General features: G+C 44.3%; 24 protein-coding genes. 9 read left to right on the top strand and 15 right to left on the bottom strand.

Going from position 1 to position 24,091, the window contains the following annotated elements; all coding sequences use genetic code 11:
* Position 1: 1 nt before the first annotated feature.
* Positions 2-400, bottom strand: coding sequence for a YqaA family protein (locus tag ACYX4N_RS10180; protein ID WP_474809247.1), 399 nt, complete (start codon positions 398-400; stop codon positions 2-4).
* A 327-nt stretch (positions 401-727) separates the two neighbouring features.
* On the opposite strand from ACYX4N_RS10180, the gene ACYX4N_RS10175 reads away from it, so the two are divergent.
* The 5 genes from ACYX4N_RS10175 to ACYX4N_RS10155 all read left to right on the top strand — a co-directional run bounded on the left by ACYX4N_RS10175 (position 728) and on the right by ACYX4N_RS10155 (position 5,251).
* Positions 728-1,138 carry a hypothetical protein gene (locus ACYX4N_RS10175; protein ID WP_014949757.1) on the top strand — a complete coding sequence of 137 codons (411 nt, stop codon included), beginning with the start codon at positions 728-730 and terminating at the stop codon, positions 1,136-1,138.
* A gap of 251 nt (positions 1,139-1,389) precedes the next feature.
* Positions 1,390-1,872 (top strand): YchJ family protein, encoded by a 483-nt coding sequence (locus ACYX4N_RS10170; RefSeq protein ID WP_476053945.1) that lies wholly within the window; start codon positions 1,390-1,392, stop codon positions 1,870-1,872.
* A gap of 90 nt (positions 1,873-1,962) precedes the next feature.
* Positions 1,963-3,228, top strand: coding sequence for a GGDEF domain-containing protein (locus tag ACYX4N_RS10165; RefSeq protein ID WP_476053944.1), 1,266 nt, complete (start codon positions 1,963-1,965; stop codon positions 3,226-3,228).
* A gap of 138 nt (positions 3,229-3,366) precedes the next feature.
* Positions 3,367-4,125, top strand: a complete 759-nt coding sequence (locus ACYX4N_RS10160) for an SDR family oxidoreductase (protein ID WP_474806358.1) — start codon at positions 3,367-3,369, stop codon at positions 4,123-4,125.
* Positions 4,126-4,486: 361 nt separating this feature from the next.
* Positions 4,487-5,251 (top strand): DUF6174 domain-containing protein, encoded by a 765-nt coding sequence (locus tag ACYX4N_RS10155; RefSeq protein WP_476053943.1) that lies wholly within the window; start codon positions 4,487-4,489, stop codon positions 5,249-5,251.
* 88 nt (positions 5,252-5,339) lie between these two features.
* Here the strand turns inward: ACYX4N_RS10155 and ACYX4N_RS10150 are convergent, their stop codons facing one another.
* From ACYX4N_RS10150 to ACYX4N_RS10135, 4 genes are all read right to left on the bottom strand, one after another.
* Positions 5,340-6,314 (bottom strand): NADPH:quinone oxidoreductase family protein, encoded by a 975-nt coding sequence (locus ACYX4N_RS10150; RefSeq protein ID WP_474856908.1) that lies wholly within the window; start codon positions 6,312-6,314, stop codon positions 5,340-5,342.
* Positions 6,315-6,388: 74 nt separating this feature from the next.
* A complete protein-coding gene (locus ACYX4N_RS10145) occupies positions 6,389-7,447 on the bottom strand; it encodes a phosphotransferase family protein (protein WP_476053942.1) in 1,059 nt (352 codons plus the stop codon).
* A 9-nt stretch (positions 7,448-7,456) separates the two neighbouring features.
* Complete coding sequence (locus ACYX4N_RS10140; RefSeq protein WP_474856910.1) at positions 7,457-8,686, bottom strand: acyl-CoA dehydrogenase family protein; 1,230 nt, start codon at positions 8,684-8,686, stop codon at positions 7,457-7,459.
* 11 nt (positions 8,687-8,697) lie between these two features.
* Entirely contained in the window at positions 8,698-9,384 is a 687-nt protein-coding gene (locus ACYX4N_RS10135; protein WP_474806347.1) for a histidine phosphatase family protein, read from the bottom strand.
* A gap of 336 nt (positions 9,385-9,720) precedes the next feature.
* Here ACYX4N_RS10135 and ACYX4N_RS10130 point away from each other — a divergent pair, with 336 nt between their 5' ends.
* The gene (locus tag ACYX4N_RS10130) at positions 9,721-12,333 is read left to right on the top strand and encodes a TonB-dependent receptor (RefSeq protein WP_476053940.1); all 2,613 of its coding nucleotides are present in this window, start codon (positions 9,721-9,723) and stop codon (positions 12,331-12,333) included.
* Here the strand turns inward: ACYX4N_RS10130 and ACYX4N_RS10125 are convergent.
* The 3 genes from ACYX4N_RS10125 to ACYX4N_RS10115 all read right to left on the bottom strand — a co-directional run bounded on the left by ACYX4N_RS10125 (position 12,330) and on the right by ACYX4N_RS10115 (position 14,911).
* Positions 12,330-13,322 carry an XdhC family protein gene (locus tag ACYX4N_RS10125; protein WP_476053939.1) on the bottom strand — a complete coding sequence of 331 codons (993 nt, stop codon included), beginning with the start codon at positions 13,320-13,322 and terminating at the stop codon, positions 12,330-12,332. The two genes, ACYX4N_RS10130 and ACYX4N_RS10125, sit on opposite strands and share 4 nt — an antisense overlap.
* Before the next feature lie 27 nt (positions 13,323-13,349).
* On the bottom strand, positions 13,350-14,018 hold the full coding sequence (locus tag ACYX4N_RS10120) for a DsbA family oxidoreductase (RefSeq protein ID WP_476053938.1): 669 nt from the start codon (positions 14,016-14,018) through the stop codon (positions 13,350-13,352).
* Positions 14,019-14,125: 107 nt separating this feature from the next.
* Complete coding sequence (locus tag ACYX4N_RS10115) at positions 14,126-14,911, bottom strand: SGNH/GDSL hydrolase family protein (protein WP_476053936.1); 786 nt, start codon at positions 14,909-14,911, stop codon at positions 14,126-14,128.
* Positions 14,912-14,991: 80 nt separating this feature from the next.
* Here ACYX4N_RS10115 and hemN point away from each other — a divergent pair, with 80 nt between their 5' ends.
* Positions 14,992-16,368: an oxygen-independent coproporphyrinogen III oxidase gene (gene hemN, locus ACYX4N_RS10110; protein ID WP_476053935.1), complete on the top strand. Its 1,377-nt coding sequence runs from the start codon at positions 14,992-14,994 to the stop codon at positions 16,366-16,368.
* Positions 16,369-16,370: 2 nt separating this feature from the next.
* Here hemN and ACYX4N_RS10105 read toward each other — a convergent pair whose 3' ends face one another.
* The 7 genes from ACYX4N_RS10105 to moaB all read right to left on the bottom strand — a co-directional run bounded on the left by ACYX4N_RS10105 (position 16,371) and on the right by moaB (position 21,386).
* Positions 16,371-17,612, bottom strand: coding sequence for an ATP-binding cassette domain-containing protein (locus ACYX4N_RS10105; RefSeq protein ID WP_476053934.1), 1,242 nt, complete (start codon positions 17,610-17,612; stop codon positions 16,371-16,373).
* 1 nt (position 17,613) lies between these two features.
* A complete protein-coding gene (gene modB / locus ACYX4N_RS10100; protein WP_476053933.1) occupies positions 17,614-18,309 on the bottom strand; it encodes a molybdate ABC transporter permease subunit in 696 nt (231 codons plus the stop codon).
* A 2-nt stretch (positions 18,310-18,311) separates the two neighbouring features.
* Positions 18,312-19,526 (bottom strand): molybdate ABC transporter substrate-binding protein, encoded by a 1,215-nt coding sequence (modA, locus tag ACYX4N_RS10095; protein ID WP_476053932.1) that lies wholly within the window; start codon positions 19,524-19,526, stop codon positions 18,312-18,314.
* On the bottom strand, positions 19,526-19,999 hold the full coding sequence (locus tag ACYX4N_RS10090) for a molybdenum cofactor biosynthesis protein MoaE (protein ID WP_476053930.1): 474 nt from the start codon (positions 19,997-19,999) through the stop codon (positions 19,526-19,528). Before ACYX4N_RS10090 ends, modA begins: the two co-directional genes overlap by 1 nt.
* 2 nt (positions 20,000-20,001) lie before the next feature.
* Complete coding sequence (locus ACYX4N_RS10085) at positions 20,002-20,250, bottom strand: MoaD/ThiS family protein (RefSeq protein ID WP_269918022.1); 249 nt, start codon at positions 20,248-20,250, stop codon at positions 20,002-20,004.
* A gap of 153 nt (positions 20,251-20,403) precedes the next feature.
* Positions 20,404-20,883: a cyclic pyranopterin monophosphate synthase MoaC gene (moaC, locus tag ACYX4N_RS10080; RefSeq protein WP_474856919.1), complete on the bottom strand. Its 480-nt coding sequence runs from the start codon at positions 20,881-20,883 to the stop codon at positions 20,404-20,406.
* Positions 20,880-21,386 carry a molybdenum cofactor biosynthesis protein B gene (moaB, locus tag ACYX4N_RS10075; RefSeq protein WP_283645963.1) on the bottom strand — a complete coding sequence of 169 codons (507 nt, stop codon included), beginning with the start codon at positions 21,384-21,386 and terminating at the stop codon, positions 20,880-20,882. The genes moaC and moaB overlap by 4 nt, the downstream gene beginning before the upstream one ends.
* Positions 21,387-21,510: 124 nt before the next feature.
* Between moaB and ACYX4N_RS10070 the strand changes: the two genes are divergently transcribed.
* A complete protein-coding gene (locus tag ACYX4N_RS10070) occupies positions 21,511-22,293 on the top strand; it encodes a HesA/MoeB/ThiF family protein (RefSeq protein ID WP_476053928.1) in 783 nt (260 codons plus the stop codon).
* Positions 22,294-22,804: 511 nt separating this feature from the next.
* Complete coding sequence (locus tag ACYX4N_RS10065) at positions 22,805-23,923, top strand: peptidase M14 (protein ID WP_476053927.1); 1,119 nt, start codon at positions 22,805-22,807, stop codon at positions 23,921-23,923.
* The last annotated feature ends 168 nt before the right edge of the window (positions 23,924-24,091 follow it).

Genomic DNA, 24,091 nt, shown 5'->3' with positions numbered 1-24,091 from the left:
TTTAAACAAGTACGTAAAGCAGCGCAGCATAACGCGCTGTTTTGCTAAGAGTTACCGCAAGAATAAAAAACCAAAGCGGACTTCTAAACACACCTGCCACTAGCGTAATAGGGTCGCCAATAATAGGTACCCAACATAAAAACAAGCTCCACTTACCCCACTTCGTAAATGTACTACTTGCGCGGGTGAACGCAGCTTCACTTACTCTTAATTTTTGCGTTGCTATTTCTCTTCCGAATTTGAAGCCCAATACATAATTAACCACAGAGCCCAGTACATTTCCTACTGAAGCAACAACAAGCAACGATATCCAGCTTAAGCCGCTACTGTATAAAGCACTAAGCACAATTTCAGAACTAAAGGGCAAAATAGTAGCAGCCAACAATGCGGATAAGAACATGCCCAAGTAGCCCAAGTGTATTAACGCGCTCAATAACCCTCCAGTTTTATACAGTAGTGTTCTACATAAGATTCGCGCGCATCTTACCTCAATCCGCAACTGAATACTTGCTTCAGAACACAACAGCATAAAAAAACCATTATCTTTTATATAGTTACTGAAAAACCCTCAAGCTGCGCAAAAAAAGCACAATTTATTGCTTGCCAACGACCTCTTTTTTAAATACTGTATACGCATACATACTGTATATCTAGTCAGTATTTATAAATAATCGTTTTCCAGAAGTTTCTATTTGAACTTCAGAGCAAATACATAAAGGGTTTTACTATGAACACATCTTCAGTTTCACGATTCAATGCTTTGCGCGCTTCGGTTTCAAATGTTGTTCAACTACCTTTGCCTATAGAAGGGTTTCCTAGCGAAAAACAAGGTAATGGAAAAGGAAGTAACGACAAAGGTTGGAACTATCTGCTTTCAAATACAGTGTCATTTTCGAAAACTGTAGATCACGCTATCCGTATTCAAAAGCCTGAAAAAGAAAAAATGCCAGAATGGATCAGTAAGCTTATTACGGGTGGCCAGTGTAAAACGCTTTATGTAGAAAATATTGATTTGGATTTGCAGCCAACAGATAGTGAGATGATCAGAAAGCTATGTGAACTTTACTCGGTAAGTCTAGTAAATGTGCGCGTTAACAGCATTAATGACGAGCAAAACGTTGCGTTAGGGCCTTGGTAAAATGTTGCCTCTTTATGCCTAAATTCCGCTTTTACGTAAATCCTGCTTTGGTCGAAATATACTCACAAGAAAGGTATAAACATTTGTTGCCCTACTCACTTTGACATGTGCTCTTTGACATAGCTTTTTTGGAATAGACCACCATGGAAACATCGAGCATCAAAAACATTTACGTTTAAAAAAGTTGGGGCTCACGCCACTTATATTTATACTGTAGCGCTTTGTAATACTCTTAAATTGCGAGTTGTCTTATGCGCTGTTACTGTTGCTCTTCAAAGCCCTTCAACGAATGCTGCGAACCTTTTATTAAGGGCGTTAAATACCCTAATACTGCTGAACAACATATGCGCTCACGATTTTCAGCCTACGCTACAGCGCATTATCAATACATTCTGGAAACCTACACCAAAGAAAAACAGCAAGATCTTTCCGTAGAAGATTTGGCTCAAAGTGCGCAAGGTGCGACGTGGTTTGCGCTAAAAGTACACCCCACTCTAGCGGCTAACTCCAAGTCCAATACTGCCATCGTTGAATTCACTGCTTACTACTTTGAAAATAAAAGCATGTATCAGCTTCACGAAACGTCAAATTTCAATATTGAAGACGGTAAGTGGCGTTATCACGACGGTGTTTTACACGATGACTGCGGAAAAATTAAGTACGGAAGAAATCTCCCATGCGTTTGTGGTAGCAGCAAGAAATTCAAACAATGCTGCAGCCTTAAAAACCATTAATGTTTTAGTACATTGAAAAAGTTACTCTAGTAAGATAATTGCTCTACACTAAAACGAGATGATGAGCACGTTGAGGAAAATAGCTATAACATGATCAACACATTGTCGCTTCCGCTTTTTGTGACATCTAGCATCTGCTTGCTGATGAGCTTTTTCTTCGCTTTGCTTTATTATCGCTTAACTTTCCACCACCAAGAGCCCGTTAAGTACTATTTTCTATTTGCTCTTTCGGCTTTCATAAGCTCAATTTTCTTCGGGGCTTTTGGTGTACTGATCAATGCAGGAGAGAATCTTTTTGCCCTTAGTGTTTCAAATAGACTTACTATTATTGGGGCTATGTTCACCCTAGTCACCAGCCTGCATTTTTATCTTGCTTTTTATAAGTACAAAGCTCCGTACTTATTGAAATGGTGTTATGTCGTTTGCGGAATATTTTCTCTTTTAACTGCTATACCTAGCCCCTATTTTTTAGACAACGCCTTTTATGCTACGTCTAAATACTATACTGGGCTAAAGTACGGTCTACTTTTCGAAATCTGGGGTCTTTGGATCTTAGTATTGGGGTCATACTGCATATATATACTCGTTCGAGTCTTCGTCCGGCAGCGCTCAAGACTTGAGGACAGTGGTCCTATACTACTGTTACTTCTAGCGAACACTCTATGGCTTGTAACCGGTATTGGCGATACCTTAACCGGTATCGAAATTATCGACCTTCCACCGCTCACATGGCTTGGCTCTTTTGTAGTTACCAGCTCCATTGCATGGGTTCTAGTGCTTCACATTGATGGGCTTTATAAAGAAAGACGTACGCTCAACAATCAATTGATGCACGATCATTTAACTCAGGCACTTTCTCGTAGCTTTATGGAAGTAAAGCTCAATGAGGCTATTTGTCAGATTAAAAATAGCGCTAAAAATCGATTAGCCGTATGCATATTTGATGTTGATAATTTTAAGAATATCAATGATAGCTACGGTCATTCCAGTGGTGATGTATTGTTGAAGAACATCACTCAGATTGTGAAAAAACATCTGAGTCCGAGTGACTGTATCGCCCGTTTGGGCGGCGATGAATTTGTAATCTTGTTTACCAGTGAGCACGCTTCTCTTAATGCTGATAATATTGTAGAGAGAATTCGCCAAGAAATTTCGTCTACAAAATTTGTTTCAAAAGAGCAAACATTTAGTACAACTTGCTCATTTGGGATAGTAAACATCTTATCTGGCATCGAAGTAACTGAAGACCCAGCACATGATATATTATCCATCGCTGACGAAGCGCTATACGCCGCGAAATTTAACGGCAAAAATACTATGAAAACATCGACTATAACTAGTTTTACTCGTGTTTAAAATGTGAAGGCTTAATCGGCTTTCAATTTTATAATTCAACCACCAAGTAAAGCTAATAACCTTGACTTTAGTGGGTCCATACCTGATTCCACTTAGCTAAATATGTGATCTTTTACCTCTATTTTTAGGAAGGAACCTATGACTGTAACTAAATGGAGATTGAACATTATGGACTTACAAGGTAAGACAGCGCTTATTACAGGTGCAAACCGTGGGATTGGAGAAGCCACTGTACAAGCCCTTTTCGATAAAGGCGTAAGCAAGGTCTATCTGGCAGTACGCGATACTGAATCAACTACCCATCTTCATGACAAATACGCAGATAAAGTGGAAACCCTGCAAGTCGACGTTACTGACAAAGCGTCAGTAAAAAGCCTCGCTGACAAAGCAACTGATACTCACATTGTTATCAATAACGCGGGGATTATGAAGCATGAATCACCGTTAAGCGAGAATGCTGAAGACGCACTTCGTAGTGAGTTTGAAGTAAATGTGTTTGGCTTACTTCACGTTGCACAAGCATTTGAATCGACATTAGTTGCAAACAAGGGCGCCATTGTTCAACTTAATTCAATTGCGTCAGTCAAGACCTTTGGCGACATATCAACGTACTGCGCATCTAAAGCAGCAACCTATTCGTTGACCCAAGGCTTACGTGAAAAACTATCTGAAAAAGGGGTAGCGGTCATTAGTATCCACCCAGGCCCTATTGGAACTGACATGGGTAAAAATGCGGGCTTTGATGATGCTCCGGGACCTGAAGTCGTAGCGAACGCGATAGCAGAAGCGCTAGAAAGTGAAGATTTTCATACTTTCCCTGATGACACAGCCAAACAAATTGGCGATGCATACGCAAATTTCGCGGAAAATATTATTTTAGGCGACATGTCTCTCTAATATCTAAAAATACGCCCCTTTCACGGGGCGTCGTTTTCGTGTGCTGCTATACCTTCCACATCTTAGGTCGTTTATATTCTTACTACACCAAAGCTGTCTTAGAACTTTAGGTAAAAAACAACTCAGTACATAAATTGCATCTGCCAGGAAGAAGCGCCCGCATGTGGCTTGAGGAAAAACGCAGCGTCGCAACGTTCCTGAGTGAAACTGTTTACTTTTACATCAATTACACTAATATAAATTTCAAAGCGGTTTTGTATTACGTGAAGTGCAAAGCCGCTTTTTTATTTCTAATTGTCACAACATTGCTGCGAAACATATTTTCGTGGCTAATTATGAAAAATAAAAAACAAGGAAGGTTATGATTACTAATTTACGTATTGCTACGGTGATTTCTGCTACTACGCTTTTGTTAGGTTGTGGTGGTAGCGATTCAAACGATGCACTCGACGACCTCAACGCTAATCGCGCAAAGTGGGAAAACGCGAACATCGACACTTATCAGTTTGAATATCAAGTTTCATGTTTTTGCACCGAAGAAACCACGCTACCTCGCTTAGTCTTGGTAGAAGGTAGTCAGGTCACCTCTCAAACTATTATTGAAGGCAATATTGCCTTACCCTTAGATGATGAAACTACAGAAAGCATTGATAGCTTGTTTCAACTTATTGCATTAGAAGAAAGCCGCGCAGAATCGCTAACGGTAAAATACGACCCTGAACTCGGCTACCCGACCGAAATTAGCGTTGATATCAACGAGCAAACAGCTGACGACGAATATACCCTAACAATTAGTAACCTTGTTGCCGAGGGCGATGTGGCCTGTACAGCAACGGTAGAAGATGGCCTCTTGCTTTCGGTAACAGATCAAACAACGCAAATGCCGATTGCATGTGGCGTTACGGCTACTACAATGGAAGGCGCATATTCTGAAACTGTTATGGTTGATGATACGGATTGTGCAGATGACGGTTTGATTGCAATGCTTGACGAACGTCCTGGTTTTTACACCCTCACAGTACAAAAACAGGGTTATCAAGACTATCAGGTAGATAATTTAGGCATTGGTAAAGACTTGTGCCATGTGTTGACCAGAGAGTTCAACGTAGAGCTAGTTCCTGAATAACTATTGCTCAAAGATTCACGAAAAAAGCCTGAACCATAGGAGGGTCAGGCTTTTCTCGTTAAGTTGTCTTTTTATCAGACGTGTAGGATCAGGGCACAAGCACCATTTTGCCTTTCACCTCTCGGTTCATAACCTTCGCCATGGCTTTTGTTGCCTGTTCTAATGGCAACGCTTCATCAACTACTACTTTAACTTTGCCTTGCACGTACCAAGTAAGCAACTCTTGCATGTTCTCAGCAAAGCCTTTTGGATCGTGCTGAGTGAATGAGCCCCAAAATACGCCCATGACCGAATAACCTTTGACTAGGGCAAGATTGACTGGAAATTTAGGAATTTCACCGCCTGCAAAGCCAACCACAAGTAAACGCCCTTCCCACGCCATACTGCGACTACATGCGTGGAAGGTATCGCCACCAACGCATTCATAAACTACGTCAACACCTTTGCCGCCAGTCACTTCTTTCAGCGTCTCTTTTAGGTCTTTTTCTTTGTAGTTAATTAAAACATCAGCGCCATGCTCTTTGGCAAGCGCCAGCTTTTCTTCAGTTGAGCAAACCGCAATAACTTTAGCGCCCATTATTTTGCCTATCTGCACAGCTGCTAAGCCTGTACCACCAGCAGCACCCGTTACAACCAAAGTTTCACCAGGCTGCAGCTTTGCCCGTTGTTTCAAAGCGTGATGGGCTGTTGCATGGGCAGTTACAAGGGCTGCCCCTTCGTTTACGTGAATGGGATCGGGTAACGGCATGACATGCGTGGCTGGGATTAGCGCTTTTTCTGCATATCCACCTAAGTTAGAGAGCGCGATAACTCGCTGCCCTTCTTTTAAATGGCTTACTCCCTCACCTACTTCGCTTATAGTACCCGCCACTTCGTTACCTGGCACAAACGGGAAGTCTGGCTGCATTTGATACAGACCTTGCACCAACAACCCATCGGGAAAATTCACCCCAGCCGCTTCCACGTTTACGACTACATGCCCTTTTTTAACCTCCGGGTCTGCAACGTCCTTGAGTTGAAGTTCATCAAGTGGCCCGAAAGATTCGCATACAATTGCTTTCATACTGTCTCCAGTTAACTTGTTCGACGTGCCCGCAGTAAATAGCATGGCAAGTCATTAAATATGTTATGTGGCGTTTATTCGCTTTGGTGTATGGTTTGGTTTGCAATTTGAGCGAGCGGTCGCACCATTGCGCCTAACTGCATTGCCTTTTCACTTGATGCATTGCCATCGTGAGCGCGCTTCACTACACCTTGTAAGATAGCCGCTAGACGGAAAAAGCTAAACGCTAAATAGAAGGTCCAATTATTGATCGCGCCAATTCCCCTGCGTTTGCAATAGGCATCGATATACTCTTTTTCTGAAGGTATTCCTAACTGCTCTCTATCAAGCCCACCTAGACCAGCGGCGTGTGCAATGTCAGAAGGCAAACGCAGTTGCATACACTGGTAAGCCAAATCGGCGTAAGGATGACCCAAGGTTGAAAGCTCCCAGTCTAATACTGCAACCACCTGCGGTTTATCTGTATTAGACATATCGAACATCATATTGTCTAAGCGAAAATCGCCGTGAACTAAGGACACCTGGCCATCGTCTTCAGGCAAATTAGTTTCAAGATACTGAATAAGACGCTCAATCTCTTCGATATGCTCAAGTTCAGATGCTCTGTACTGCTTTGTCCACCTACTCAATTGTCGCTCAAAGTAGCTGCCAGGCTTGCCGTAATCACTTAAGCCAGCATCTTCAATATCAACGCTGTGAAGCGCAGCAAGAACTCGATTCATTTCATCGTACATTGCACCGCGTGTTGCAGAAGACTCTACTTCCGGTAACGCGCTGTTCCAGAAAATATCCCCCTCCACAAACGCCATAATGTAAAACATACTGCCGATAATGCTAGTATCTTCACATAAATGGTACGCTTTAGGCACTGGCACTTCTGAGCGCTGCAAGGCGTTAATAACGCGGAACTCTCTGTCTACTGCATGCGCAGACTTCAATAACTTACCCGGCGGTTGGCGACGTAATACATAAACGCCGTTATCCGTGGTTAGCTTAAACGTAGGGTTCGATTGTCCACCTGCAAATTTATCAGCGCTTTTAACGTGGCCAACACTTGGGCACGCAGTAGATAAGTATTCATTAAGCACCGTTAAGTCTATTGCATGTGGCGCATTAGCTTTGTCGTTTGACACACTTACTCCTTACGCGTTTTTTTCAGCAATTAAATTGCGTCCAAGCTGCATCATATGAACTTCATCTGGGCCGTCGGCCAGCTTAATGGTGCGCGCATACGCATACATCGCTGATAGCACAAAGTCTTGACTGGTTCCGGCAGCACCATGCATTTGAATGGCTTGATCTATAACTTTACATGCCATTGTGGGCGCTACAATTTTGATAGCAGCAATCAAGTCTCTCGATACCTTATTGCCGTAGCGATCCATTTTGTCTGCCGCCTTCAATGTAAGCAAACGAGCTTGTTCAATATCGCAGTGCATTTGCGCTATGTTTTCTCTTATCGACTGCTGTTTTGATAAGGGCTTACCAAAGGCGACACGCTGCTCAACACGCTCACATGCCATGTCTAAAGCCCGCTGTGCACAGCCAATAAGACGCATGCAGTGATGAATACGACCGGGCCCTAAACGACCTTGGGCAATTTCAAACCCACGGCCTTCTCCTAACAATAAGTTCTCAGCCGGTACGCGTACGTCTTCAAACAAGACCTCAGCGTGGCCTACTGGCTCATCGTAGTAGCCCATCGCTGCCATGGGGCGCACAATAGTTACGCCTTTTGTATCCATTGGTACCAAAATTTGAGACTGCTGTTGGTGGCGAGGGGCATCAAAATCAGTTTTGCCCATTACCACCATTATCTTGCAGTTTTCGTTCATAGCGCCGCTGGTATACCATTTACGACCATTTATTACGTACTCGTCACCATCGCGTTTAATAGATGTTTCTATGTTGGTTGCATCGCTAGACGCTACTGCAGGCTCAGTCATAGCGAAGGCGGAGCGTATTTCTCCGTTTAAAAGCGGCTCTAACCATTGCTTTTTATGCTCTTCGTTACCGTATTTGGCTAACACTTCCATATTGCCTGTATCTGGAGCGCTACAATTGAATATCTCCGCACTGAATAATACACGGCCCATTTCTTCGCAAAGCGGCGCGTACTCAGCATTTGTTAGACCTGCACCGTAAGGCTTGTATTCTTCAGGTAAAAACAAATTCCAAAGCCCCGCTTCTTTGGCACGTTGCTTTAGCGTGTGCATCATTTGCGGGGTTTTCCAACGACCTTCACCGTCATTGGCTGAGCCATTTTCTACGGCGTGAATGTACTCTTTCTCAATCGGATACACTTCTTCTTTCATAAACGCTTTTAGCTTTTCTAAAAGCGCTTGGGTCTTTTCATTATATTCAAAGTTCATAACTGCCCCATTTAGCTGTAGGTAATGGCGTGTAACCTGTCAATCACATCCAGGTGAGGTACGCTGTTGAAGTTATTTAGGTGAACACCTCGCGCATTGGCGAAGCATTGCGAAAAACTGGCATTGCGAATTTGTAAGTTCATATTCACAACGGTTTTAGAATCGTAGCCAAGGATGTGTTTGAGCATCATGGCAATAGCACCACCAGAACTAACGACCAGCACTCTTTTAGCATCTGTCGTTTTAAGATGAGCAAGCATAGAGTGAACTCGGTCTTCAAATTGCTTCCAAGTTTCATCTAGCAACTCGTGAGCAAGTTGATCTTCAGACCAGGCAATCATTGCTTTTTTAAGCAGGCGATAATATTCAGAGGGCGATGCCCCTTCTGGTACTTTTGCTTCAGGAAATCTTGTTAGATACGCTTTAGCTACCGCTTGAAAATTAAATTCATTAAGCGCGCTATGCACTGTTGCATCAGGCAATGAGTATTCGCTAGATGCTATACCTTTCGCAATGCCCTCTTTAGTTTCGTGATGGCGAACCATATCGCCAGAAAATACCGAATCGAACTGAATGTTTCGATGCTTAAAATAATCACCAAGCCAGATAGCTTGTTGCCCACCTAACTCACTAAGTTTGTCATAGTTCGCTTGCCCAAAAGATGCTTGGCCATGGCGTACTAAATAGATGTCTGTCATACCGCTGCCTGATGTTATGAATATGTTAACCAATTCAAATCACATACTAAGTAAAACAGCAGTATAAGTTTAATTAATATTTTGAATGAGTATGCATCATGTGAAACTATGAACCGGCCTTTTGTGATCATGAGGCAAACGTTTTGAACAAAACTTGACTTATTCGCCGCAATTGCGTGGAATATGCTCGATTAATTTGTCTACATAACAGGCAATCAAAACGTCTTATTGGAGTAAAGACGACAAAATGTAAAGGACTGCGCGCACATGGACGCGACTTTGTCGTGATAAGTTTGGCTGGAGGCGCTTAGCTTCTAAACGATAAAAAGAACTAAAATGAAGTCATTTACATACGCCTTGCCCTGCCATCCTGAAAATGTAAGAGCAACAGTAAACCCTATCACTTATTGCCTTTTAACTACGCTTATATTTTCTGCTAGCTCTGTTAGTGCCCACGCTAGCGCCGACGATGGCACAAAAATACAAATTGCGAACAAGAAACTTGAACACATAATAGTTCAGGCACAGAAGACATCACAAAATTTGCAGGACGTTCCCGTGGCTGTCACAGCCCTAAGTGGTCAAGATATGGTAGAAACCGTTAGTCGTGACATGTTCGACCTGCAAAACTACGTACCTGCATTTGGCGCGTTTCAAAACCAAAGTGTGACTAATTCAGGCTTTTCTATTCGCGGTATCGGTACTTCTTCTCAAAACTTTGGCTTCGAGTCATCGGTAGGTCTGTATGTAGACGGCGTCTACCGCTCCAGACAAAATGCACTAATTAGCGATCTAGTTGATATTGAATCTATCGAGGTATTACGCGGGCCCCAAGGTACCTTATTTGGTAAGAATACCGCCGCTGGCGCGATGACGGTATCAACCGTGGCGCCTTCGCACGGCGAACGTAATGGCTTTGCTGAGGCTATTGTTGGCAATGACAACTTGGTTCGCTTGAGTGCAGGATCGTCGTTTTCACTTATCGACGATATTCTTGCCATGCGAGTATCTGGATTTAGTTCCCATGGCGATGGCTTTATTACCGATGAGGCCAGCGGGCAAACCCTAAACAACCGTAATCGGTCTGCGGTAAAAGCGCAGCTGCTTTATACACCGACAGAAAACATTAGCGTAAGATTGATAGCCGATTACGGCGAGCTAGACGAGCGGTGCTGCGGCGCACTGACGTTTCAAAATAACATTCAAGCCAATGACATAGCGGGTAAATTCGGCACTGATGCGCTGCTGCTTCAACCGCCATTCAACGCAACTATTTATGGGCGCGATAGCTTTTACGACTATAGAACATCGCTGTCGCAAACTCCCCTTTCAAAAATGGAAGACAAAGGGCTATCAGTTCAAGTAGATGTGGCTTTAAACAAGGCATGGAATTTAGTGAGCATAAGCGCGTACCGCGCGTTTGACAGCTTAGATACGGTAGATACCGACTTTTCTGATGCGGACCTTCTCACTGCCACTAACGACGCCAGGCAGCAGTCGTTTTCTCAAGAAGTTAGATTGCATTACACCAGTGAAGATGTGCGCGGTTTAATAGGTGTTTACTATTACAGCCAAAACTTAGATCTAACCTTTGATACTACCACGCAAGATGATTTTAGTGCGTTCTTTAATGCCGCCGCGCCCGATCTGCTGCCTTTGGCTAACGCCATCAACGAGCTATCTGCAGTTACATCAGGCTTTATTGCGCCTGCTGCAGCCCCAGCGCCGTCCGGGACTGCTTTTGTACACTCGGCTAATCAAGAACAAGACAGCATTGCTGTATTTTCTCAGTTCGATTGGCTGTTAAACCGCAATTTTACGCTAACCACAGGCTTACGCTATACACGCGAAGAAAAGTCGATCGTCGGTGCGTATGACGAGCAAGGGCCTGGTATTGACGGACTAAGTCAAAATCCTGCGCAATGGCCTAATATCGGGCGTGCGGTACAAGGTTTACAAGACATCGCTGCAGCCTTGACTACTGGCCAAGCGCCCTCTGCTGAATCACTTAATGCCATTGCGCCTTTTCAGCAGGCAGGCTGGGGGTACTTTTTCTTAGGCTCGGCAGCGGTTATGCCTCGCCCTGATTTAAACGAACAGCTTGATGATTCACAGTTAACCGGCACAGTGAAACTGGCTTACCACCCTAACGACAACACACTAACGTACGCCAGTTTTGCCACAGGTTACAAAGCAGGCGGCACGAATACCGACAGAATTTTACCTTCGCTTAGCCCGCTTTTTGATGCTGAAAAATCAAGAAGTGCCGAAATAGGCATTAAACACGATTTTGAAGGATACGGCGTTCGCGTAAATGCCGCGGCGCACTACACACAAATTAGCGACTTTCAGGCGACGACCTTTACCGGAACAGGTTTCAACCTGCAAAATGCGGGCGATATCATAGTCAAAGGTGTAGAGCTTGAAGCAACGTGGTTGGTAACAGAGAGCACCGAATTACATGCCGCCGCCTCGCGCACGCTAGCGAACTTTGATGAGTTTGAACGTGGCACCTGTTGGGTAGCGTACACGTGGCATACTGGCATCGACGACCCGGGCCGTGCGAACCCTAGCGATCCTTTCTGCGCAAGAGACGGAGACCGCGTGGGCTTCGAACCTCAGAATTCACTGTCGCTAATGTTGAATCACTATTTCGAAGTTGGAGATTATCCTGCCTCCGCCAGTATTGACTACCAATACACGGGGGATGTACTCCTTGACGATGCCAACGACCCGTACAAATACGCTGACGACTTTTCGTTATTTAACGTTCGCGTAAGTTTCACTATTCCACAATGGGATAGTGAAGTTATTGCATGGTCGCGCAACGTATTCGACGAAGAGTACGTTGCACGAAGCGGGTTTGATGTGCCAGTACAAACCGGAAAAATTATGGCCTACCCGGGTGCACCTAGAAACTTTGGCGTTACTTTTAGAAAGTCTTTCTAACGATTCAAATGCGTAGGTTTTGTATGAAACACAGCATGACACTGTGCAATGACAGAAAGTGCAATATGCTCAGGTAGTTCACCGCCTATATCAAAGCCAGCAGGGCTCGCGAAATACTGCGTAAAGTTGGTATTACCAAGCCCTGCTAAATCCATAATTTCTTGCTTGCGGTGCAACGGCCCAAGCATTGCCGTATAGGTTAAAGACTGCTTACTTAGCACCTGCAGCGCCTTTGCATCAATTTCGCGATGATGGGACATAAGCACCGCCGCTTGAATATTATGTTCGCCCATGTGAAGACGTAAGCCTTCCGTAGACGGGTCTTCAATCAAGTAATTTACCTCGGGAAAGTGTTCAAGTCTTGCTTGTGCGGGCCTTGGATCCCAAAGGCTTACTAAATAACCCTGTAAACTAGCCAGTTTGGTCATAAAGGTAGCGTCGTACCCACCTCCAACAACAAGTAGGTGGATAGGTGGCAGCATCAAAACCGACAATGTGCGCTCGCCATTAACAGTATCTAGCACGGCTTTTCTAGGTGTAGCAGTATGGTCTTCCAATTCCGTACACTCACCCAAGGTACCGTCTACAGCGCAGCGCCACTCACACGCCTTTCCGCTTGATAAGGTTTTGCTAACCGCATCCAAAGATAGATAACTATTATTTTCATTAACTGGCACGAGTGCTAGATGCACTACACCGCCGCATCCAACACCTAGCTTAAACGCAATATCTTCTTCATCTTCATCGTCATAAACTGCAGTACGGCTAACGCCGTCGGTCATTACGCGCTGGGCTTTTTTAACGATGTCACTTTCTAAGCAGCCGCCGCTTAATATTCCTAGCTGATGCCCTGCATCACTAAACAGCATCATGGCGCCTGCTTTGCGATAGCATGAGCCTTCCGTTTTAAAAATAAAACCTAACACCCATTTGTGTTTGTTTTTAAGTGGAAGCCACTGGGCCAACAAATGGTTAACGTGATTACTCATAACTACCTCTAAATACGTTTAACCTGCTTATTGCTGCGATGCTGCTTGGGCAATAAATGCAGCCAATGTTGCTGGCTCTTGTGCCCCGGCTACGCCCTGATTGCCAATGACAAAAGTAGGTACGCTTTGAATACCGCGCTGCATCCAAAGGGTTTCTTCCTCGCGAACTACTTGCGCGTATTTTTCACTTTTAAGCACTTGTGCTGCATCAGATTTATTAAGACCGACAGCCTCGGCCAGTTCTACTAGAACACCAAGATCGTTCACGTCTTTACCCTCAGTGAAGTAGGCGTTAAACAAGCTGAGCTTCATCTCTTCTTCAAGGTCGTTTTGTGCTGCAAAGTGAATAAGCTGATGGGCTTTAAAAGTATTCTGCATACGGGAGTCGTCAGTGAAATTAAATGCAAAACCTAACTCTTCACCAGCTTGTACAAGCCGTGCTCGGTTCTCCACACTTTGCTGCTCGCTAATGCCGTACTTTTCCATAATGTGTTCGCGAAGGTTTTGTCCTTCTGCAGGCATGTTTGGATTTAGCTCGAACGGGTGAAACTTGATATCTACTTCGATGTCATCAAGGGTTTTAATCGCTTCTTGCAACCGCTGATACCCAACAATACACCATGGGCATACCACATCAGATACCATATTAACCGTTACTTTATGTACACCTTGTGTACCTTTCTCACTAGCTGCCATGATAGGACTCGCTTTATTGAAATCTTGAATTTATAGGGGCTTAGATAAGGTTACTAAAAGAAACTTCAACCCCATTTAGCAACTATTTTCATTATTACCCGTCAGTTTTAAAACGTCTTTTTTGAATAGTTTATATCGGCATGATGACTGGGCGTGAGTTTATCTAAAGCCAGGCGCGCCCAAATCTCGTAGCCCTTAGAAGACGGATGAAACCCATCTTCAGCCATTAAGCCGCTTCGCCGAATATCGGCAACAGTACCACCTACGTTGAGCGCGGTAACATACAATATTTCTGCGTTAGAACATGCTGTTACGGATTTAACCAAAGCTTGGTTTAAAAGTAATGCTCGCCAGCCTAACAGTGCGCGCAAAGGCTGCGGTAGCGCTGGAAAGCAATGAATAGGAGGAAGCGCAGTAAACACTATTCTTTTACAGCCAAATTTGTGCGTTAAAAGTGTACTGATGGCATCAATATTTTGCTGCCATCGCTTTAGTGACACAAATTTAGTGACATCGTTAACACCTATAGAAACAAGCGCAGACGAGAAGTTTTCGGCGGGGAGTTTGTGTAAAAGACTAAGCACATCTTCGCTTTTAAACCCTGTTTTGGCATGCAGCGATACACGGGCTGGGCCAATTTGACTGAGGCTAGAATACAATAAACCAGTTAGCGCGCCCTGTTGGGTTAAAGCGCCTACGCCAGCCGCTGCAGAATCACCCACCACCAGTAAATTAGTGGTTGGTAAAAACGAACCTTCTGAAGTTAGTACACGATCTCCTTCAGGTTCTGGCAGTACAGCGGTCTTTTTTCGCACCCACAGCGCCTGCATCAATACAACAGGGGAAAGTAAAACAATAGCTAGGTTTAACGCCAAAACCTTGAAGTAGATCAAATCATATACCTTAGCAATCACATAAGCTTAAACCATGAAGCTCAATTCGCGCCTATTCATCTAAAGACAAGTGCAAACATATGACTAACATTACCAATTTACAACAAAAAGCCGCATCGACAATTACCAAGTATGCGCTTAATGCTCCTCGTTATACGTCTTATCCCACTGCACTTAAGTTTGAGCCATTGCAAATCGACCCGTTGCCGCAAGCATTAAAAATTTCTAAAGCTCCTGCGGTGAGCCTGTACGTGCACATTCCGTTTTGCAAAACACTATGTTATTACTGCGGTTGCAACAAAATGGTAACCCGTCACAACGAAAAAGCAGACGAATACTTAGACTACTTAGAAAAAGAAATTCTGTCTAAACGTTATTTAACAGAAGGTAGGCGCGTGGTTTCACTCCATTTAGGAGGCGGCTCCCCGAGTTTTCTAAGCAATACTCAACATACCTATTTAATGTATCTGCTTAAAAAACATTTCACGTTTGAGGCAGGGGCCGAGCTATCTATTGAATTAGACCCTAGAAACATAGATAAATGCTACCTTCAAAATTTAAAACGTTTAGGTTACACGCGTATCAGCTTTGGCTTGCAAGACACCGACTATAACGTACAGAAAACGATTAATCGCGTGCAAAGCACACCGCACATTGCCGACTTAGTGTTTGAAGCACGCTCGCTTGGTTTTGACTCAGTCAATTTGGATTTAATATACGGTCTACCAAGCCAATCACTAGATACTTTTTCTTCAACCATTGCCGCTACGAAAGCCATGATGCCAGACCGCATCTCGCTTTTTAGCTACGCACACCTGCCTGAACGGTTTGCCGCGCAGCGCAAATTTGCTGAAGAAACACTGCCAAGCAGTGAAGAAAAAGCGTCGTTATACGACCTTGCCGTTAAAAGCTTTACGAGCATAGGTTATGAAATGATTGGCCTTGACCATTTTGCCCTAAGCAAGGACTCTTTAGCCATTGCCAAGAATAAAGGTGAGCTTCACCGTAACTTTCAAGGGTATACCTTACGTGGCGACGCAGACCTTATAGGGTTCGGCGTGTCAGCCATTAGCACCATAGGTAATGCATACGCTCAGAATGCTAAAGATCTAAAGGAATACTATAGTCGATTAGACAATTACCTACCCTGCTCAAAGGTTGGACTTTCACTTACCTTAGACGACCTTATACGCAGAGACGTAATTTCTAGCCTGATGTGCAATCTAGTGGTTGTTAAACAAGCTATTGAAAGCAAACACCACATCAAATTCGATGAATATTTTGCTTCAGCTTTAGATAATCTTGCAGAGATGAAGCAAGATGGGCTTATTGAAATTACATCCGAGTATATTCGAGTGCCAGAGTCGGCGCGAATTTATATACGTGCAATTTGTGCGCGATTCGACGCCTACTTGAATAGAAGCGAAACGCTGAGTAGCTACTCCAAGGCCATCTAAAATTAAGGTAATTTGAAACGCGCAATTACTTGCATCCCAACATCAAGCTTAAGACGCGATAAAGAGATACAGCTAATACTGGCATAAAGGGTTTGGTTACTGTTGAGTACATCAAGTTTTAACAACATTTTCGCGCTGTTTACGGTCGCTAGCTTTTTAGGGGTTAGCTTTGTATCTGTGAGTTTTGTATCGGCGTTATTTTCTGGCTCGTTCAGGGGACTGAGTGGATTCACCACGGGTTCGATGCTAGATATAACACATGGCAACGCATTTAAAATACTGATTGTGCTGGTATTGCCAAAGTCAGCAGTATTGGTATCGATACTTACATCACAAGCTTTAACTGCAAAACGAACAGATACTTGGTCACCGCTTTGCTTAGGCAAATAGGAGACCGATTCTGCAGTGACGAATATCTCTTGCCCCGCTACCTTAACGCGCTCAATTCCGTTTTCCGACTGGCACTGCTCATTGCCTTGTAAGGGCAAAACACTTTGACTTTGTTGCGTTTCGCTGCCCTGTTTATAGCTGACAACGGCGTTTTGTGACCGGTTGCTGTCGTGTGCTTCGCATTGCGAAGTAACTTTAACCCCTTCAAGTACGCTAGACGGCGTTCCCCCCCCTTCTTTTTCGAATACTTGAGTCAACACATCGCGCGTTTTTCCACAAAGCTCGGTGCGGCCTTTATCAATATAAATTAGTTCGTCACTGAACAAGGCAAGGTCGTCTAAATCGTGAGAAATAACAAAGCAGGTAAGCTGCCCTGTCATACATAGATTATTTAAAAATTGATAAATTTTACGGCGGGTAAAAATATCGATTGCACTTAATGATTCATCTAGCAATAACACATCAGGGCCATTTACCAAGGCTCTCGCGATCGCTACCCGCTGAGCTTCTCCACCAGAAAGCGCCTGAACTGGCTTATCGATTAAATGCTCGCAATAGCATCCGAGCATGCTCTTCTCAATAGACAGCGCAGTCGAGGTTGCGTGGCGCTGTGCTAAGGCCAAGTTGCCACGAACATCGGTATGGGGAAATAACATGGGCTGCTGAAATACGATACCGACTTTTTTATGAGCCCACGGTGTTTGAACTGTTGCGTTTTTTTCTACGCCAGCTAGGGCGCGAAACAAGCTGCTTTTTCCTGCACCTGATGGACCAGTAACCCCAATGAAGCGGCTTTGATGCTGCAATGAGATTTTTGCGTTGATGCGATTAGAAAGTCGTGCTGATATTTGCATATTAACGCGCCTCATCACTTCGGGTGATACCGTTAAAACGATAGAGCGCCGCGAGCATCACGAATGAGAATATCAGAAGGGCCAACGCAAGGTTGTGTGCGCTGTTATATTCCAACGCTTCTACCTGTTCATATAACGCGATAGACAGCACCTGAGTTTCCCCAGGGATATTGCCGCCTATCATTAGCACCACGCCAAACTCGCCTATGGTATGGGCAAAGCTTAAGCCTAATGCCACCACAATGGGCGCTTTGCTTAAAGGCAGCACAATTTTCAAAAAAGCTTCGGTGGCCGAAAAACCCAGCGTTTTTGCCACATCTAAATAACGGTTATCCAATTGTGAAAAGCCGCTATATAAAGGCTGTAGAGCAAATGGAAGGGAGTAGATGACAGAGCCCAATACTAAACCTTCGAAGCTAAATGCTAAATTGCTCCCGGTGAGGCTTTGCCATCCCTGCCCCAATGCACTTTGCGGCGAAAAAGCAATAAGGAGATAGAACCCCAGCACAGTTGGTGGTAACACTAAAGGCAATGCAAGCACAGACATAACCAAGGGCTTAGCTTTGCTCTGCCAGTTTGCTAAAAACCACGCCAGCGGAAGTGCGATTAACAACAGCAAACCACTCGTGATAAAGGCCAGTTTCAGGGTTAGTAGTATGGCCTCTAGTGACGATGCTCCGAAAAATTCTGTGAACATACTTATTTACCAACGCCCGATGCAATGATGGGTTCATAGCCCCATTCAATTAAGCTGTGCTGCACCCCTTGCGACATTAAATATTGTACGAACAGGCTGGGTGATGACACGCCATCAGCGTCAACTAAATTAAATGCTCTGGTTGTCTCTACGTCGTTTTTGTGAGCAGGCTCGTCAACTTGCCCTTTCGCATTTTTAATTGGAAGTGGTTCGAACAGATTCGGTGATAGTGTAGCTACCGTTTTACTGTTAACCACCAACGACTGAACAATGGGTTGATACAAGGTTTCTGGTACTGGAACGATAACCGTGGTGGTATCAGCAACCTTGGTGTTACTGGTAGTTGCGAAATTTGAAGGTAAATCTAAAGCTAATGAGTAGGCAACGAACGCCCCTTTCACGCTGCCTGTGGTATAAAACTGCAGGGTTTGTAGCACGTTTTTACCCATTACTCTGTGGGGTAAAAACTGTTGCCATAAGGATAAGCTTTGCAACGTTTGCTGTGCTGCTTCACCATAGGGCGCCAATTTAGGGTTCGCGATAGCTATCTTGTTTTGTGGGCTTTCCATTAATTGAACAAGCTGCTTCGACAAGCAATCGGTAAGCTGAACGTTTATTTGTGCAGTTGAGTCTTTAGTAGATGAGCGCGCGATTTGCTCGCAATTCCTTTCACCGGATGTCTTACTAGATATTTCACTGAATGCCTGACTTGATAAGTCGCCAGCATAGACAAACGCCAGCTTGCCTTTAGCGTAATCCACCAGATTACTGTGATGCACTAAATCATTATTAACCAAAGCTTGCGGCCTAGCGCGATCTGCAGATAGAAAAACGTCGAAGCTAGCACCATGTTGAATTTGCGCATACAACGTTCCGCTAGAAGATACGGTTACCGCGACTTCTATACCGGTAAGTTCGGTAAACTGCTCGGCAATACTCTTTAGTGGTTTAGCAAAGTTTGCTGCAACGGCTACGTTAATTTTTTTGTCGCGCTTGAAATTGATCGACTGGTTTTGTTTATCGGCACTAATAGTACTCCCTTCATTTACAGTATTATTCGCCGCTTCAAAACTGCTCGCCTGTGCCACAGAACTGGAAAAAGTCGTAACGCCTGTGGCTACACTTGGGCTTGCACTTGCGCTCGCAATAACACTTACCAAAAAAAGCATGGCCAAGCTAACCAAGCTTGAAAGTCGCATTGCTAAATAAAAAACCATTACTTTTTATGCATCCACTTAAGTGCGGCTTTATCATCAGATGCTTTTGCCGCAACCCATTTAGATTTATCACCCTTGAACTCTTTCTTCCAAAGGGGAACAGATTGCTTGAGCATGTCCATCAAATAGCTGGCCGCGTCAAATGCGGCTTGTCGATGGGGAGCTGCGGCACCCACCCATACAATTTGTTCGTTATTGTATATGCGCCCTACTCTATGCAGTGCGCCAGCGCTATTAAGCTCAAAACGCTCTACTGCTTGCTCAAGTAGCAGCATTAATGCCTTTTCGGTCATACCGGGATAATGCTCTAATTCGATGCCGTCTATGTCGCCAGAATTATTATAATCCCGCACTAACCCAGTAAAAGTAACAATCGCGCCTGTATTGCCGCACGCCTTTTCGTCTGCCGACTGTTTTAACCTAGCGTAAAGCTCGCCTTGGTCGAAATCTTCTACTTGAACTAGTGCAAACATACCTAGCCCCCTGTCACAGGTGGAAACAGCGCCAGCTCATCGCCGTCGCTAAGTACGGTTTGCAGGTCGCAGAGCTCTTGGTTGCAGGCAGTTAGTACACTGCCCTCTAGTGCTAATGCCCACTTGTCACTGCGCGTCTTAAGCTGAGATATTACGGCTTCAATCGTGCTGTTATCACTTAAATTAAGCGCGATATTGTCCTCTCCCGTAATCTCTCGGGTTTGTGCGAATGTTTTTACCGTTACCTGCATGCTTTGCCTGTTATTTACTTTGTTAACGTCGCTTTGTGCGCTCGCTGATTAATCTTTTCAAGCCTCGGAAATGCATTGAACCTAGAGTAGGTTACTCATTAGGCGGGCATGCACTTTATGTACGTTGCTTTAAAGATCGCTACTTTGTGTGAACTAGGTGTCGGACTGCCAATGGCCTGTCTTACCGCCTTTTTTCTCCAGTACCCGTACCCCTTCCATATGCATGCCAGGGTCGATGGCTTTGCACATATCAAACAAGGTTAACAGCGCCACATTTACACCAGTGAGCGCTTCCATTTCAACGCCGGTTTTACCGCTTAGCTTACAATAGCAGGTGGCTTTAATTCTGTTTTGGTCGGCCTGAATGTCGAAGTTTATATCAACCTTTGACAGTGCCAATGGGTGACAAAGAGGAATAAGATCGGCGCAGCGTTTCGCCCCTTGGATACCAGCTACTCGGGCAACGGCGAAGACATCCCCTTTTGCAATTTTTGCTTCAGAAATTTGGCGAATAACGTCTTCGCTTACGTACAAGAAGCCTTCTGCTGTGGCTTCTCGCTTGGTAACATCTTTGTCGCTAACATCTACCATATTGGCTTCGCCGCCAGCATTTAGATGGCTAAACGTACTCATGCTTCCACCAAATGCTTTACGAAGTTACACGGTCTGAAGTCTGCATCAAGCTGGCTAGAAATAATTTTTTCCCACGCAGTACGACACGCGCCTGTTGAGCCTGGTAAGCAGAAAATAACCGTATTATTAGCAAAGCCCGCAACCGCGCGAGACTGAATGGTTGATGTACCAATCTCTTCATAGCTAATTTGACGGAATAACTCGCCAAAGCCGTCGACTTCTTTGTCGAACAATACACTGATGGCCTCTGGCGTTGAGTCACGGTGGGTAAAACCTGTACCACCGGTAATTAATACCGCGTGAATGTTCTTGTCGGCAATCCATTTCGACACCACGGCGCGCTGCTGATAAATATCGTCTTTCACCAAATCGCGATCGTAAAGGTTATGGCCAACCGAGGTAAGCGCCTCTTTCAAGTAGTCTCCCGACTTGTCGTTTTCGAGGGTGCGCGTATCTGAAATAGTGAGTACGGCAATATTAAGGGGTTGGCTGACAGCTGACATATGAAATCCTAATTTGATATGCGACATTTTGGCGGTTTTTGATAAAGTACCCGCCAAAATACTATTTGGTAATCACTTTATAAGGGTGCATGCCATGAATTCAACAACTAAGTTGGCATAAACTATGTCTAAAAGCCTAACTAATCAGCAGGCTATGCGTTATAACCGCCACATTGTGCTTCCCAAAGTGGACCTAGACGGTCAAGAAGCGCTGCTAAACGCCAATATTTGTATTATTGGTATTGGGGGGCTTGGCACCGCGGCCGCCACTATCCTTTGCGCCAGTGGCTTGGGCTCTCTTACGCTTATCGATCACGACACAGTTGAGGCCACCAACCTGCCAAGGCAAACCTTGTTTAGCGAACAAGATGTAGGCACAAGTAAAGTAGAGGCGGCTAAAGCGCGGCTTAATGCAATAAACAGCGACTGCGACATTACGATAATGGCAGAACCGTTTGCGGCGCCCGGCAGAACTAAGGGCACTACTCAGCTGTCACCAGCGTTAAAACAGGCCATAGAGCGTGCTGACGTTGTGCTAGATTGCACGGACAATACAGACTCGCGAGATTTAATAAACCTATTGTGTTTTAAACTAAATACTCCACTGGTGTCGGGCGCAGCCATTCGCTTTGAAGGCCAGCTTTTTGTAGCTATACCCGGTGAGAGCCGTTGCTATGCATGCTTGCGGACGCTTTTTGAATCGCCTGATTTAAGCTGTGTAGAGGCAGGTATATTCTCGCCTGTAGTAAATATTGTTGGTACTTACCAAGCCATGCTAGCTATGCAAGTATTGATGGATTTCGATAATATCCCAAAAAACACGTTAATGACCTTTGATGCGCTTTCGCATGAATGGCGAAATTGGAAGCTACCAAAAGGCGTGGACTGCGAGCTTTGTGCTTGCTGAATGCAATTAAACCAACCATAAAATTTAAGATGGCAGGTAACTATTAAACGTAATCGTTGCTAACCATTTCGGTATAGAGACCTGCCCTTTAACATTCGCAAAATCACTTTTTATCGTTTAAGACTTCTTGGCGTTCACGTTCGTACGTTTCATAATCTTTTTGATACCGTGCCTCGCACTCATCTCGTTGCGCTCCCTGCAATTCATTGCAGTTTTGTAACCGGTTTTGTTGCGCTGCGTTATACAACTGTTTCGACGTACACCCAGAAGCCATAACCAGCAGTAAAGTTAAGGGAATTATTTTTGTTAGTTTCATTACAGTTTCATTCTGAAAATAGATAGTTTTTGAGACGGCGCTATTTGGAAATAGTTTCACTGAACAATCATCAAAATGTTACGATTTATGTATTTTGAGCAATCGTCTGAAAACGCTTGGGCCCTTGCAAATACGCTTATCGATATGATTGCCGCGTTTTCGTTAGAAAAATAGACAGAAAATAGGTTGATTTAAATGACAACCCAAGTAGTAAAAAAACACATGGTAGTGGCGCAAAACGCGTCTGGCCGTAACATGAATGTGCCAATTTATCGAATGAAGGGCGCGCGCCCTGGCCCCACCGTTTATATTCAAAGCTCAATTCACGGTGCTGAAGTGCAAGGTAATGTAGTTATCTATCATCTTATTCAGCGCTTGAAAAACATGGATATTTGCGGCGAAATTATCTTAGTACCCAACTGTAATCCCATTGGTACTAACATTAAAGCCGGTGAGTACACATTAGGCCGGTTTGACCCTGTGAACGGCACAAACTGGAACCGCGGCTATTTCTTCGATAAAGAAGCAGTAGAGCATTTCGCCAAAACCGTTACACGCGAAGAGTCTATTGAAGGCATAAAACAACGTTTTCGTGCGCACCTTTCTAATGCTATCGACAACAAATTAGCCGAACCCTGGGGGTTAGGCTTGGCGCAGCAGCTAAACTTAAAGCTACAGCAAATGGCAGTAAATGCCGATTTTGTACTAGACCTTCATAACGGCCCGGTGTCTACCCGTCACGTTTATATTCCCGAATATGCCAAAGACAGCGCCAAGCTATTTAACATCCCCCACTGTATTTTTATACCTAACGTATTTGCAGGAGCACTCGACGAAGCCACATTCTGCCCGTGGTGGACACTGCAAGAAAGCATAAAGAGTAATTTAGAGCGCGAGATTAGCTTTAATGTAGAGGCATTCACGCTAGAAATGGGTAGCCAAGAAGTTATCGACTTTAACGAAGGTAACATAGATGCCACCAGCATTCTTAGCTACCTAAACGCCAAAGGCTTATTGTACGAATGCGATATTAAACCGAAAGCAATGCAGCGTTTAGGCGTATATTTAAAAGACTATAAAACGTTATTCACAAACTGGGGCGGCATGGTGGAGTACATGGCGAAACCAGGCCAAACGGTGAAAAAAGGCGAACCGCTAGCGCAGATTTTAAATATTGATGATCTCGACACCGACAATGGCAGCAGAACGCTAGAAGCGCCTTGCGATTTGATCCCTATTTTGCACTTTCCTTCGGCTTCGGTATTGAGTGGTACGCAGCTGTACAAGGTGTTTACGAATTATAAGGAGTTGTAGGTTTTTATACGCCAGTTGATGGAGTAAAACTTTATTACAACATGGTTGATTAGGGTACGTAGATAGTCTCTCGCAAATTACGAACTTATTCTTCAAAGTGCGCCCTGCCGTTCAATTTATTGTATTGAACGGCGGCGTTGTACCTTAAGGTGCCCATGGACTCGTAGG

The sequence above is a fragment of the Alteromonas sp. ABH4_452 genome (assembly GCF_056311825.1).
This window is presented reverse-complemented; position numbering and strand designations above follow the sequence as displayed.